Raw genomic sequence first — 13,576 nt, 5'->3', positions numbered from 1 at the left:
GCCGCAGCGTCCTTCTTTATTTTCATTCGATCAATCAAACAAACGATCAAAGAATGATTTTTTCTTTGGTGATGATTTACTGTCTTCACCATCCATAGTTTCTTGCAGCTCTTTCAACAGTTCACGTTGACGTGCACTTAAATTAACTGGTGTTTCCACTACAATACGGCACAGCAAATCACCTTGCATGCTGGTACGTACCGGTTTAACACCTTTGCCACGTAAGCGGAACAGTTTACCCGTTTGCGTCCCTTCAGGAATTTTCAGGCTTACTCGACCGTCTAGAGTCGGAATCTGAACCTCCTTACCTAACGCTGCATCGGCGATTGAAACCGGCACATCCATATACAGGTCAGCACCATCACGCTGGAAGATTTCGTGCTCACGCACCACCACTTCGACGTACAAATCACCTGACTGACCATCACGAATCGCTTCACCTTTACCGGTCAAGCGTACGCGGTCGCCATTATCCACACCCGCAGGAATAGTAACTTCCAGCGTTTGCTGACGATCCGACACACCTGAACCATGACATTTATTACATGGGTTCTTGATGATCTTGCCCTGACCGCGACAGGTACTACAAGTTTGCTGCACCGAGAAGAAACCTTGCTGCATACGCACTTGACCGGCACCATGGCAGGTACGGCAGGTTTCTACATCATTTGGATTTTTTGAGCCTTTACCATCACAGGCATCACATGGTGCCGGTGCAGTAAAAGTAATGGTTTTCTTGACGCCTTTGACCGCTTCTTCCAGGGTCAATTCCATCACATAGCGTAAGTCCGAACCACGGCGTGCACGTTGCTGGCCACGACCACCGCCGCCACCGAAAGCACCACCGAAAATATCACCGAACTGGCTGAAAATGTCTTCTGCGCTGAAACCACCACCGAAGCCGCCACCGCCGCCCATACCCCCTTCAAAGGCCTGATGGCCCATACGGTCGTACATGCTGCGCTTTTCACCATCAGACAGCACTTCATAGGCTTCTGCTGCTTCTTTAAATTTATCTTCAGCTTCAGCATTGTCCGGGTTACGGTCTGGATGATATTTCATCGCCAACTTACGGTAGGCTTTTTTGATTTCATCATCACTAGCGGTTTTAGCGACGCCCAAAACCTCATAATAATCACGTTTAGCCATGTCTGGCGATGCTCCTCACGGAATTTTGTTTAATATTCAACTGAGGTCTGAAATTGGGGTCAAACCTGATTTTACAAGGGGAAATATGAAAAAAATTATATGCTTTAGAACACAGCTTTATTTTGAGAGAATTTATGCAGGCCTTTAAACCAGGCATTGAGCAGGAAAATAAAGGCAATAAAGCTGAAAATCACCCCGGTCACGACACAGGCTTTGACCCATAACTGGCTGTCCCAGGCAAAGAAAAACAGCGGAATAAACCACAGCGCAGCAAAGAGCGCCAAAATGGTATAAATCACGATATTTCGCATGATCCACAAGGCCTGTGCCTGTAACCAGACTTCGGCATAATCGACTTGTGTCACTTTACGGGCCAACCAGTAGGCAAAAAGTCCACTAAATAGCGTAAATAAGGCCAAAAACATGAAGACATAAGCCATCGCTACGGAACGTCGCATCTTGGTTAATGTAGTTTGAGTCATGTTGGTTTAACCTCATTACCGGATTGGCAGTTCGGCCAATGCAGTAGTTACTTATTTTTTTAAATTATAAAAATCTCAGCTGCTACTATATTGAAAATTTCAATATTTCGCACCTGAAATTATGACAATTTTAAACAGAATTTAAACTTTTTTTCACTTTAAACCATTGTGCATATAAGGCAGGCAGGAAAAACAGGGTCAGAAGTGTTGCCACAATTAAACCGCCCATAATGGCCACTGCCATCGGCCCGAAAAAAATACTGCGAGACAAGGGAATCATGGCTAAAACTGCGGCCAATGCGGTCAAGACAATCGGGCGACAACGGCGGACTGTGGCATTGATAATGGCATCCCATGGGGATTCTCCGGCCTGAATATCCTGCTCGATCTGGTCAATCAGAATCAGGGAATTTCGCATGATCATTCCAGAAAGCGCAATTGTCCCGAGCATGGCCACAAAACCGAAAGGTTTATTGAAAAGTAATAGGAATAACACCACCCCGATAATGCCTAAAGGTGCGGTCAGGAATACAATAAAGGCCCGTGAGATGCTCTTGAGCTGAATCATTAACAGGGTCATCACTACCGCCAGGAATAAAGGCATGCCAGCATTGACCGAGTTCTGTCCACGCGCGGATTCTTCGACCGTGCCGCCGACTTCCAGCAGATAGCCATTCGGCAACTCAGCTCGAAGTTGGTGCAGTGAATCGTGTAATTCATTCACCACAGTGGCCGGCTGTAAGGCCGTGCGAATATCGGCACGCACTGTGATGGTCGGTAAACGATTCCGATGCCAGATCAAGCCTTCTTCAAAGCTATATTCAATGTTGGCAAGCTGTGCCAACGGTACCGAAGTACCACGTGACGTCGGTATCGCCAGACTGCTTAAAGAAGCGACATCAACGCGTTCAGCCTGCGCACCACGTAAACGGATTTCAATCAGTTCACGCTTTTCCCGATACTGATCAATGCCGGCCCCCAAAATCGAGCTGTTCAGCACATTGGCCAGCTCACTGCTAGTCACGCCCAACTGACGGGCACGATCCTGATCGATCTCCAGTTTGATGACTTTGCTCGGCTCACCCCAGTCCAGATGTACATTGGTGGTATTCGGATTATCGCCCACGGTTGCGGCGACTTTCTGCGCCCATTCACGAACCAGTCCCAGATCTTCACCAGAGACCCGGAACTGCAATGGATAACCGACTGGAGGGCCATTTTCCAGCAGGGACACCCGGGTACGGACTTCCGGTAATAACAGCCGAATCTGGTCACTCAAGGATTGACGGATTTCGTTACGATCTTCCAAAGAGGATGCCAGCACCACAAACTGGGCAAAACTGGTTTGCGGCAGCTGCTGATCCAGCGGTAAATAGAAACGCGGAGAACCAATTCCGACATAGGCCACATAGTTATCAATGCCCTGCTGTTTCGACAAAAAGGCTTCAACTTTTTTCACCGCAGCTTCGGTGGCTTTCAGAGAGGCGCCTTCTTCAAGTTTGAGATCCACCAGAATTTCAGCCCGATTCGAGGGCGGGAAAAATTGCTGTGGCACCAGCTTAAACATCAGAATCGACAGGATAAAAATTCCTACCGTTGCTGTAATCACGGTCTTACGATAGGTCACACAGGTATTTACCCAACGGCGGAAACCTTGATAGAACCGGGTTTGATAAGGGTCATGCTGTTCGCCGGCATGATGTACGACCGGCTGAGGTTCAGGCTGCTTGCGCAAACGCGCCCAAAGGCGCTGATACCACGGCGCTTTTTGTATCAAGTCTTTGTTGAAATTGGGCAGCAGTTTATCGCCTAGATAAGGCACAAATAACACCGCGGCAATCCAGGACATCAGCAGTGCAATCGTGACCACCTGAAAAATAGAACGGGTATATTCACCGGTACTCGATGCTGCTGTGGCAATCGGTAAAAATCCGGCGGCGGTAATCAGGGTGCCGGTTAGCATTGGAAAGGCGGTGGTTTTCCAGGTAAAGCCTGCCGCCTCAAGCCGGCTATAGCCCTGCTCCATTTTAATCGCCATCATTTCAATGGCAATAATCGCATCATCGACCAGAAGACCGAGTGCCAGAATCAGGGCACCCAAGGAAATTTTATGCAGGCCGACATCAAATAAATGCATGCCGGCAAAGGTCATGACCAATACTAGCGGAATCGAAAAGGCCACCACCAGTCCGGTACGAAAACCCAGCGAGAAGAAACTGACCAGCAGCACAATAATTACTGCCTCTGCCAGCACTTTCATAAATTCGTTAATGCTGCGTTTGACTGCCACTGGCTGATCGGAGACTTTTTGCAGCTCCATGCCAAGGGGCAAGGTTTTTTGCAGACGGGCAAATTCCTGTTCCAGATGTTTGCCCAGTGCCAGAATATCGCCGCCTTTGCGCATGGACACGGCAATACCAATGCCATTTTCAGCCATAAAACGCATCCGGGGTTGGGCCGGATCACTAAAGCCGCGATAGATCTCAGCAACATCTCCCAGCTGAATGGTTTTGCCATTTATCAAAAGTGGCAGTTGCTGTAATTCTTCAATACTGTTTAAGGCACCGCTGACCCGAACCTGAATCCGGTCTGAGCCGGTTTCAAAAAAACCGGCATGGGTCATGGCATTTTGCTGCTGCAAAGCCTGCTGAATGGCGCTGACTGGAACTCCGAGCTGGATAGCTTTGGTGTTGGAAATCTCAATCCAGATTTTCTGGTCTTGCAGGCCGATTAAATCGACTTTGGCGACATCTTTGACCCGTTGCAGTTGTAGCTGCAAACGGTCGGCGTATTCCTTGAGGGTCGCATAATCGAAGTCTTTGCCTTTGAGCACATAGATATTGCCAAAGGTATCGCCGAATTCATCATTAAAGAATGGGCCTTGTACCCCTTGCGGCAATTCATGCCGGATATCGCTGACTTTCTTGCGCACGTTATACCAGACATCGGCCACATCTTTCGAAGCCAGAGAATCCTTGGCAATAAAGGTCACCATGGATTCACCCGGACGCGAATAGGCCATGATGCGGTCATATTGCCCCGTGGTCATCAGTTCCTTTTCAATCCGATCCGTGACCTGTAGGGACACTTCTTTGGCACTGGCACCCGGCCAGTAGGTCTGGATCACCATCACTTTAAAGGTAAAAGGCGGATCTTCACTTTGCGACAGCTGGGAATAGGACACGATGCCAATCAGCCCGAGCAGGATCATAAAATACAGTACTAGGCCCTTATTCTTTAAAGCCCATTCCGACAGGTTAAAGTTCATATTTAACTCCCTGCCTGAACGGTCACAGGACGGTTTTCACGATTAATCGGATTGATTTTTTGCTGGTCACGCAGCAAATGTACGCCGCCAATCACCACATAATCTTCCGCTTTCAGGCCACTGAGTACCGGTACGCTATCGCGACCATAAGCCCCTAAAGTCACCGGGACTTTGTGTACAGTATGATCCGGCTTGACCAGCATCACATAGGCTTGTTGATCTGTGGCTGAGACACTGGACAGCGGTACACTGAGCCTATTGTCCCGGCTGTGCTGGAAAAACACCCGGGCACTTTGTCCGAGCTGGATCTGAGCATTGCCTTCGCGCAGTGAGACTTTGACCCGGAAGGTACGGGACTGATCCGCAGCTGGTGATATTTCACGGACAAAGGCACTAAATTTTTCTTCTGGTTTGGACCATAAAGTCACCGTGGCAGGCTGTCCGACCTTGACCTCTGAAATGGCCTGTTCCGGCACGCCAATCACCACTTCACGCTCACCGGAAATGGCTAACTCATATACCGCTTGCCCGGCTGCGACCACCTGACCCGTTTCGATATTGCGTGCCGTGATCACGCCATTTTTAGTGGCAATCAGCTGGTTATAAGTGGTCTGGTTTTTGGCAGTATCATAATTGGATTGCGCCTGTTTCAGACTCGACTGTGCAGCTTTATATTGATTATCGATGGCATCATATTGCGAGCGACTCACGGCATTGACCGGTAACAGCTGCTTGAAACGCTGTAGTTCATCCTGAGCAATTTTACTGGCAGACTGCGCGTTTTCCAGCTGGGCACGTGCCGCATTCAGCTGCAACTGGGCATCTTTTACATCCAGTGTGGCCAGCACCTGTCCGACTTTGACTTGGTCCCCGACATCAACGAAGCGCTGGGTCACCTGTCCCGCTACCCGAAAGGCCAGTGCTGTTTGCTGACGCGCCTGCACATCGCCGGCATAACTTTTCAGTTCATGCTGTGAAGTGCTCGGTGTGGTCACCATGACAAAGGGAACCTCCTGTTCTGCGGCGATTGTATCTTTACTGCACCCATTTAAGGTCACACTGCAAAGCATCATCATGCCAGCCAACACGCTGTAAATCCTGCTCATCTTATTCGCTCTTATCTGATCATCTTTTTTCGGGCAAACTATGCTGATATATTGAATTGCTTATTTTTTAATTAATATACCACCCGGTACACTAATTACAACAGAACCCTCGAAGCAATGACCAAGTTGACTTTTTTTGGAAGAAATTGTGCAAATACCTGTAGGACGACCGAAAGATCTGGAGAAACGCCAACGCATCCTGAGCGCGGCCAAAGCGCTATTTTTAGCGCATGGTTATCATGCCTCCAGCATGAACCAGATTGCCCGTGAAGCAGGGGTGAGCAAACTGACGGTGTATAACCATTTCCAGGACAAGGCGACGCTGTTCAGCTGTGCCATTGAAGATACATGTGAAGCTATTCTGCATGAGCATCCGCAGGTCTTGCAGCCAAGCAGTGACTTTGCTCAGGAATTTCATCGGGCCTGTTTACGCGCTTTGAATATTATTAGCCTGCCTGAAGCCATCAAACTGGACCTATTACTCATGGAGCTGGCCTCGCAGCAAAGCCCGCTGGCAGAGCAGTTTTATCAGGCCTCGCATAGCAAACTGGATGCAGTCTGGAATGATTTTTTTAACCTGGCCCAGCAATACCGCTTTATTCAGGTCGATCTTCCAGAAAAACAGACCGAGCTGATCGTGTCCCTGCTGACCGGAACCCGTCATCAGAAAATCCTGCTGGGTCTCAGCCCTCCCCCTTCAAGCACAGAACAGCAACAGATTATTAGCGAGGCGATTGAACTGTTTATGCTGAAATATGCCCTGCCGGATTAACTCCTTTCCTTCGGACTGATCATCGATCACCGTATATGGCCTAAAAGTTGCTAAAAAAGCAGCCAATGCTCTGCAACTTTTGTCTCTAAGGGACTTGGATTGTCATGCAGTCGCGGTATAGTCAAAGCATGCATGTGAGGGAATAAAAAATGATTCAACAGATTGATGCACCACTACGCGAAGACGTACGCTTACTGGGTAATTTGCTTGGGGAAACCTTAAAATTACATGCCGGGCAGGATTTGTTTAATCAGATCGAGCAGATCCGTGCCCTGTCCAAAGGCGCTCGCGATGGACAGGTCGAAGCAGAAAAACAGCTAGAACAATTATTTTTGAGTCTGGAAGATGCGGAAATCCTGCCTCTAACCCGTGCCTTTACCCATTTTTTGAACTTTGCCAATATTGCCGAACAATATCATGTGGTACGTCGTCGCCGTCAGAGCGAGTTTGATGACACTGCAGAATCGCCCAATCCTCTGGTGCCTTTATTTGAAAAATTTAAACAGCAGGAAATTTCTGCCGATACGCTGTATCAGCAAATCTGTGAACTGAAAATTGAACTGGTTCTGACCGCGCATCCCACAGAAGTCAGCCGCCGTACCCTGATTCAAAAATATGACGGTATCAATAATGCCCTGTCCAAATTTGACCAGCAGAAACTGACTCCACGTGAACGTCAGGCAGTTCTGGCCGATCTGAAACAGCTGATCAGCTCTGCCTGGCAAACCGATGAAATCCGTCAGCATCGTCCAACTCCGATTGATGAAGCCAAATGGGGCTTTACTACCATTGAACAGACCTTGTGGAATGCGGTTCCGAAATTTATCCGGGAATTAAATGGCATGGTCGAACAACAATGCGGCCAGAACTTGCCCTTAGATATTGCACCGGTACGTTTTGCTTCCTGGATGGGCGGTGACCGCGATGGCAACCCGAATGTCACCCATAATGTGACGCAAGAAGTGTTGTGGCTGTCACGCTGGAAAGCTGCCGATCTGTATTTACGCGATATTGAGAACCTGCGCTGGGAACTCTCCATTCAGCAATGTAGTACGGAAATCTCCAAGGCATTGGGTCAGGACCATCCGGAACCCTATCGTGAATATTTACGTGATACCCGTAGCCGACTGAAAGCGACCCGACACTGGCTGGCAGAAAAATTAAAGGGCAATGATGCCGATGATAGTTTAGTCATTAAAAGTAAAGATGAGCTATTACAGCCACTATTGACCTGCTATCGCTCCTTAATGGACTGCAATCTGGCCGAAATTGCCAATGGTAGCCTGCTGGACTTTATTTACCGGGTCAACAGCTTTGGGATTGAGTTACTGAAACTGGATATTCGTCAGGAATCAGGACGTCATCGTCAGGCAATCTCGGCGATTACCGAATATTTAGGGTTGGGAAATTTTGAAACCTGGACCGAACAGGCACGTCAAAACTTTTTACTGCAAGAATTGCAAAGCAAACGTCCCTTGCTCCCAAAACATCTGAATGAACCAGCCGGCAGTCTGATTCAGCACCCGGATGTACAGGAAGTCTTTGCCACCATGCGCACCCTGGCAGAACAGCCAAGTGAGTCTCTGGGTGCCTATATTATTTCCATGGCGGAATATCCAAGTGATGTGCTGGCGGTATTGCTTCTACAAAAAGAAGCGGGTATCAAGCACGCCTTACGAGTGGTACCGCTGTTTGAAACCCTCAAAGATCTGGACGGTGCAGCCGAGACCATGTCAACCCTGTTCAATATGCATTGGTATAAACAGCATATTCAGGGCAAGCATGAAGTGATGATTGGCTATTCGGATTCAGCCAAGGACGCCGGTTTTATGTCGGCCAACTGGGCGCAGTACCGTGCCCAGGAAGAACTGACGACGATTGCCCAGCAACATGGCGTTCAGCTGACCCTGTTCCATGGCCGTGGCGGTTCGATCAGCCGTGGCGGTGCACCAACCCAGCAAGCCTTGTTCTCACAGCCACCGGGGTCGATTTCAGGCACGATTAGGGTGACTGAACAGGGTGAAATGATCCGCTTTAAATTCGGACTGGAAGAAATTGCCCTGCAAAATCTGGAAATTTATACCGCTGCGACCTTAGAAGCAACCTTGCTCCCGCCACCCGAGCCAAAACAGGAATGGCGCGACTTGATGCATCAAATGACCGAACTCTCGGTTCAGGTCTATCGCCAGACCGTGCGGGAAAACCCATATTTTGTCAAATACCTGCGCACCGTTACCCCTGAGCTTGAACTGCAAATGCTGCCGTTGGGTTCACGGCCGGCGAAACGTAAAGTCAGTGGCGGGATTGAGTCCCTACGTGCGATTCCCTGGGTATTTGCCTGGACCCAGATTCGTCTGATGCTGCCTGCCTGGCTCGGTACCGGTGCCGCGCTGAATGAAGTCCTGGATCAGGGGCAACGGGCGGTACTCGATGAGATGCTGGCAGAGTGGCCATATTTTCAGACCCTGATTGATATGCTGGAAATGGTGCTGTCCAAAGCCGATGCACATGTGGCCCTGTACTATGAATCACATTTAACTCAAGATGAAGATCTCAAAGTACTCGGCACAGAGCTGCGCCAGCGTTTGCAGGATGCTGTACAGACCTTGCTGACGTTAAAGGGTGAATCCAAATTGTTGAGTAGCAACGGCGTTCTGGATCAATCCATGAAAGTCCGTAAACCGTATTTGTTGCCACTACATTTGCTGCAAGCCGAGCTGATGAAACGTCGTCGTCTCTATCTGCAACAGCAGCAAGCTGAAAATACCCCGGTGGATCACGCCTTAATGGTCAGTATTGCCGGAATTGCTGCGGGTTTACGCAATACCGGTTAATCCAAACAGACCGTTTAAAAGCACATCTTCGCGATGTGCTTTTTTATTGAGCAGTCAATAGCCAAGAAATATTTTATTTTATATAGTAAATCAGATTTATTTATACATAGCCCTATTGATTATAAGAAATTAATCTACTGATTTCACTTTAGTTTTAACTCAAAATTCTTTTACCACCCGGTAAAATATTAAATAAAGTCATAGAATTAATTTGAACAAAAATTTTGTTTAAGTGATTAAATCTTCTAAAGAACAAGAGTATGATGTGCACAATTTATCTTTCGAGTGCTCATTTTATGTCCAGTTGGTTTCCCAAATGGCGCCCTTATGAGGGCAGCATCGATGCACGCCCAGTAGGTACCGCAGAGTATTTGCCACCCGCACAAACGGTCGTTTTGGGTGTACAACATGCTTTTGCCATGTTTGGCGCGACTGTACTGGCACCTTTTTTAATGGGCTTTGACCCTAACCTGGCCATTTTAATGTCAGGGATTTGTACCATCCTGTTCTTTCTGATTACCGGTGGCCGGGTTCCAAGTTATTTAGGTTCAAGCTTTGCCTTTATTGGGGTGGTCATCGCGGCAACCGGTTATGCCGGTGGTGGTGGACTCAACCCCAATATTGGCGTCGCAGCCGGCGGTATTATTGCCTGTGGTATCTTCTATGCCCTGATGGGTTTTCTGGTCATGGCGACCGGCACGCGCTGGATTGAAAAGTTGATGCCACCGGTGGTCACCGGTGCTGTGGTGATGATCATTGGCCTGAACCTTGCTCCAGTCACGGTTAAAAGCGTCATGGGCAACACCTTTAATATGTGGATGTCTCTCGTTACCGTGATGTGCATGGGCTCGATTGCCGTCTTTACCAAAGGCCTGCTGCAACGCCTGCTATTATTGGTCGGTCTGTTACTGGCCTATCTGATCTATTTCATGCTCAGCAATATCATGGGTTATGGTACTGCAATCAACTTCCTTCCCATTCAGCAAGCGGCCTGGTTTGGGTTACCGACTTTCCATGCACCGACCTTTGAATTGAATGCGATGTTGATCATTGCGCCAATTGCCTTGATTCTGGTGGCTGAAAATCTGGGCCATATTAAAGCCGTAGGCGCGATGACCGGTGAAAACCTAGATCCGCATATTGGTAAAGCCTTTGTAGCAGATGGTATTGCAACCACTTTAGCCGGTGGTGTGGGTGCGCCGGGTATGACCACCTATGGTGAAAACATTGGTGTAATGGCCGTGACACGGGTTTACTCGACCATCATCTTTGCAGTCGCGGGTGTCTTTGCTGTGTTCCTGGGTTTATCGCCTAAGTTTGGTGCGGTGATTCATACTATTCCAACGGCGATTCTGACCGGTGCTTCGATTATAGTCTTTGGTTTGATTACTATTGCTGGTGCCAAAATCTGGATTGAGAACAAGGTCGATTTTTCGCAGAACAAGAACCTGATGGTGGCTGCGGTGACCATTATTTTAGGTACGGGTGATTTTGCCCTGACTTTTGGTAGCTTCAATCTGGGTGGTATTGGTACGGCAACGTTTGCAGCCCTGTTCTTAAACTGGTTCTTCAGTCTGGTCGATAAAAAATAAAATTCAGCGATGACTGGGCACAGCCTGTTGCAAGCAAAAAGACCGAACATATATGTTCGGTCTTTTTTGTAGCCTAAAACAGTCTGTCTAGAATGAACTGTTTTAAGTGACTGGCAATTGATTCACGTTGGCTTATTTCTGTTTTTTAAGCGCTTGCTTCAGTTGCTTCAATTTGCCTTTATGTTTTGAAATCTTTTTCAAACGTGCTTTGATTTCTTGCTTTAAAGATTTAACTTGCTTAGCCATGGTATTACTCCCTAGTAAGGCTATTCGTTAGGCTTGTGTTGTTTCACAAAACCACGAATAAATTTTCTTAATTCACGAGCAGCACTAGTATCCAGTTCTTCGCAGAGACGAATAAATTCATCACGCTCCGTACTCTGAATACGAATTAAAAGTTGTCCATCTTTCTTGCCTGTCTTTATTTTTTTGATTTGCTCGCTCATTGCTTATCTCTCCAAAATAAAGACTGCTTTGCAAAAGATGTATATACAATATATATACTTTTTAAATTAAATCAAACCTACATTGTAAAAATATTTAATAAAATCAATTTATTTTTTTTACCATAATTTCTATAAAACCGTGCAAAGCCCGTCCAGGCAAGGCTTTAGGCACTTGGCTGAATGGGCTTTTTATGGATAAATTATTTTTGCAAAAAGGCGATGTTGTGCTTAAAAATCGCCATGGCTACAGCAAGATCTCCTGCATAGCTTGAAGATCGTCCGGCGTAGTTGAACTGAAATGAGCCCGTTTAAGGACGAAACTCTTTCAGTTCACGTTGAATAAAGTATTGGAACATTTCACGGTATAGATGTTCAATAAACTCCTGATCGAGGCCCTGCTTTTGCGCCAATGCCCTAACATTTTCTACAATCTGTTCCATACGTTCTGGTGACTGCAAATCGGTTTCGGTTTTTTTGAAACGGGTGGTTTGATCAACATAAAATTGACGCGCAGCGATCAGCTCAACTAAAGCTGTATCAATGGCATCGATCTGTTGACGTGCATGTTCTAGTGATTCAGCTTTGATCTTTTCCATGTTTTTTCAGTTCACTTTCAGTTTGATTATTACTCTTATACTTTTCTTCTAACACATTACTGAAAATACTTTCAATCATCCAGACCCGATATAAGCTATTAAATGTATAACTTTGATCATCGATGCGCAGTTCCAGTACCGGAAAGTTCGGCTGCGACTTCATTTCACAGAGCATATCATTGTCCTGCAACTTGGCCAGAATATCGTCCTGGCTCAGCTCGGCAATGTTGAGTTGCTGCTGCATACGCTTAAAATGCGGTGCATAGGACAAGTCTTGACCACGGGTCCAGACAGCTTGCAAGATCTGATACATGGCCTCAATGCGCTGTTCTTCAGGACAGCTATAAAATAACTGCGCCATGGGGGCAATCGCCTGTTCAGTCGGACGGCAGAACGGGGTAAATTCGACCTCAGTCCGTTTCGACAAACGCGTGGCCAGACTCCAGTCAAACTCATCCCGGCCACGGTAAGACAAAGGATAGACATTCAACTGGATATTATAATAATCCGCCAGTTCTTCTTTGATATAGGCCAGCAACAACCAGGAAATCGGATCTTCCAGCGCAATATATAAATCCAGTTCCGGGTCCATCGACTGGATCTCGTTCAGCTCTTCGGCATCACTGATCAGATGCTCACGCCATTCAATGTGATCAATCAGAAAAATTGGATTACCGGTCAGCAGTTTTTGCTGCTCCAGACGCCGGGTCAGACGCAACAGATCATCGACTGCCTGATACTGGCGTCCGCCTAAATTAAAATAGCTGGCCAGAATCGGGGTCTGATCAAAAATACGTTCGGGAAAATCCTGTGGCTGATGATGGCGACTGGCCATGGCATAAAGAGTTCGTAATTTTCCGGTCTGTTTTTGCCACAACATATGAAACACATCTTCCAGCAAATACAGGAAATCTTGTCCACGCAGAGGTGTATGCCGCAAAATCAGTTCAGCCTGTTTTAAGGCCTCAGCGCTCGGTAATTCCGGCGTATCATGAAAACTGAAACGATGCTGTTTTGACAAGATTTTTGCATCATTAATCGTGTAGTGCTGCCATTCATCAAAAGACATCTGGTTCGGCGCTTCGGCATGCTCACTGGAAATGATCACTTTCAGCGGCTTGAGCTGCGGACTTAAAATTTCTTCGAGCTGGGGCAACTGTTGTACCGCCAGATAACTGTACACATCATCCAGTCTTAAATGGATACTCAGCCCATCTTGAATAGATAACACCGTTTGACGGGTCGGTTTTTGGTAAAACCAACTCGATCGGATTGGATCAAACCAACGGCGTAACAGGGACATGAGATCGGCCTCGACAAAGATGACGGTG

Annotated in this window: 10 protein-coding genes; 3 read left to right on the top strand and 7 right to left on the bottom strand. The window is 47.3% G+C overall.

From position 1 onward, the window contains the following. Positions 1-30: 30 nt before the first annotated feature. From dnaJ to FTU87_RS09230, 4 genes are all read right to left on the bottom strand, one after another. Positions 31-1,149: a molecular chaperone DnaJ gene (gene dnaJ, locus FTU87_RS09245; RefSeq protein ID WP_005094779.1), complete on the bottom strand. Its 1,119-nt coding sequence runs from the start codon at positions 1,147-1,149 to the stop codon at positions 31-33. Between the two features lie 104 nt (positions 1,150-1,253). Beyond that, complete coding sequence (locus tag FTU87_RS09240) at positions 1,254-1,631, bottom strand: hypothetical protein (protein WP_004280853.1); 378 nt, start codon at positions 1,629-1,631, stop codon at positions 1,254-1,256. Positions 1,632-1,761: 130 nt separating this feature from the next. Then, positions 1,762-4,899: an efflux RND transporter permease subunit gene (locus FTU87_RS09235; protein ID WP_180097073.1), complete on the bottom strand. Its 3,138-nt coding sequence runs from the start codon at positions 4,897-4,899 to the stop codon at positions 1,762-1,764. 2 nt (positions 4,900-4,901) lie between these two features. Beyond that, positions 4,902-6,005: an efflux RND transporter periplasmic adaptor subunit gene (locus FTU87_RS09230; protein WP_035337502.1), complete on the bottom strand. Its 1,104-nt coding sequence runs from the start codon at positions 6,003-6,005 to the stop codon at positions 4,902-4,904. 148 nt (positions 6,006-6,153) lie between these two features. Here FTU87_RS09230 and FTU87_RS09225 point away from each other — a divergent pair, with 148 nt between their 5' ends. The 3 genes from FTU87_RS09225 to FTU87_RS09215 all read left to right on the top strand — a co-directional run bounded on the left by FTU87_RS09225 (position 6,154) and on the right by FTU87_RS09215 (position 11,203). After that, positions 6,154-6,777 (top strand): TetR/AcrR family transcriptional regulator, encoded by a 624-nt coding sequence (locus FTU87_RS09225; protein WP_180097071.1) that lies wholly within the window; start codon positions 6,154-6,156, stop codon positions 6,775-6,777. Between the two features lie 149 nt (positions 6,778-6,926). Continuing rightward, positions 6,927-9,611 carry a phosphoenolpyruvate carboxylase gene (gene ppc, locus FTU87_RS09220; RefSeq protein WP_180097069.1) on the top strand — a complete coding sequence of 895 codons (2,685 nt, stop codon included), beginning with the start codon at positions 6,927-6,929 and terminating at the stop codon, positions 9,609-9,611. Positions 9,612-9,907: 296 nt separating this feature from the next. Continuing rightward, the gene (locus FTU87_RS09215) at positions 9,908-11,203 is read left to right on the top strand and encodes a solute carrier family 23 protein (protein ID WP_148334914.1); all 1,296 of its coding nucleotides are present in this window, start codon (positions 9,908-9,910) and stop codon (positions 11,201-11,203) included. Positions 11,204-11,469: 266 nt separating this feature from the next. Here the strand turns inward: FTU87_RS09215 and FTU87_RS09210 are convergent, their stop codons facing one another. The 3 genes from FTU87_RS09210 to FTU87_RS09200 form a co-directional block, all read right to left on the bottom strand. Then, positions 11,470-11,649 carry a hypothetical protein gene (locus FTU87_RS09210; RefSeq protein WP_004280844.1) on the bottom strand — a complete coding sequence of 60 codons (180 nt, stop codon included), beginning with the start codon at positions 11,647-11,649 and terminating at the stop codon, positions 11,470-11,472. Between the two features lie 308 nt (positions 11,650-11,957). Continuing rightward, complete coding sequence (locus tag FTU87_RS09205) at positions 11,958-12,245, bottom strand: chorismate mutase (RefSeq protein ID WP_004647685.1); 288 nt, start codon at positions 12,243-12,245, stop codon at positions 11,958-11,960. After that, positions 12,226-13,548 (bottom strand): hypothetical protein, encoded by a 1,323-nt coding sequence (locus tag FTU87_RS09200; protein ID WP_180097201.1) that lies wholly within the window; start codon positions 13,546-13,548, stop codon positions 12,226-12,228. Before FTU87_RS09200 ends, FTU87_RS09205 begins: the two co-directional genes overlap by 20 nt. Positions 13,549-13,576: the final 28 nt, after the last annotated feature.

It is taken from the genome of Acinetobacter sp. YH12156, from assembly GCF_013418235.1.
GTDB classification, from domain to species: domain Bacteria; phylum Pseudomonadota; class Gammaproteobacteria; order Pseudomonadales; family Moraxellaceae; genus Acinetobacter; species Acinetobacter pseudolwoffii.
This window is presented reverse-complemented; position numbering and strand designations above follow the sequence as displayed.

What these genes read in the sequence shown, in the direction of transcription:
- FTU87_RS09235 (WP_180097073.1), bottom strand. Translation starts at nt 4,899, where the DNA reads ATGAACTTTAACCTGTCGGAATGGGCTTTAAAGAATAAGGGCCTAGTA.
- FTU87_RS09230 (WP_035337502.1), bottom strand. Translation starts at nt 6,005, where the DNA reads ATGAGCAGGATTTACAGCGTGTTGGCTGGCATGATGATGCTTTGCAGT.
- dnaJ (WP_005094779.1), bottom strand. Translation starts at nt 1,149, where the DNA reads ATGGCTAAACGTGATTATTATGAGGTTTTGGGCGTCGCTAAAACCGCT.
- FTU87_RS09215 (WP_148334914.1), top strand. Translation starts at nt 9,908, where the DNA reads ATGTCCAGTTGGTTTCCCAAATGGCGCCCTTATGAGGGCAGCATCGAT.
- FTU87_RS09210 (WP_004280844.1), bottom strand. Translation starts at nt 11,649, where the DNA reads ATGAGCGAGCAAATCAAAAAAATAAAGACAGGCAAGAAAGATGGACAA.
- FTU87_RS09200 (WP_180097201.1), bottom strand. Translation starts at nt 13,548, where the DNA reads ATGTCCCTGTTACGCCGTTGGTTTGATCCAATCCGATCGAGTTGGTTT.
- ppc (WP_180097069.1), top strand. Translation starts at nt 6,927, where the DNA reads ATGATTCAACAGATTGATGCACCACTACGCGAAGACGTACGCTTACTG.
- FTU87_RS09205 (WP_004647685.1), bottom strand. Translation starts at nt 12,245, where the DNA reads ATGGAAAAGATCAAAGCTGAATCACTAGAACATGCACGTCAACAGATC.
- FTU87_RS09240 (WP_004280853.1), bottom strand. Translation starts at nt 1,631, where the DNA reads ATGACTCAAACTACATTAACCAAGATGCGACGTTCCGTAGCGATGGCT.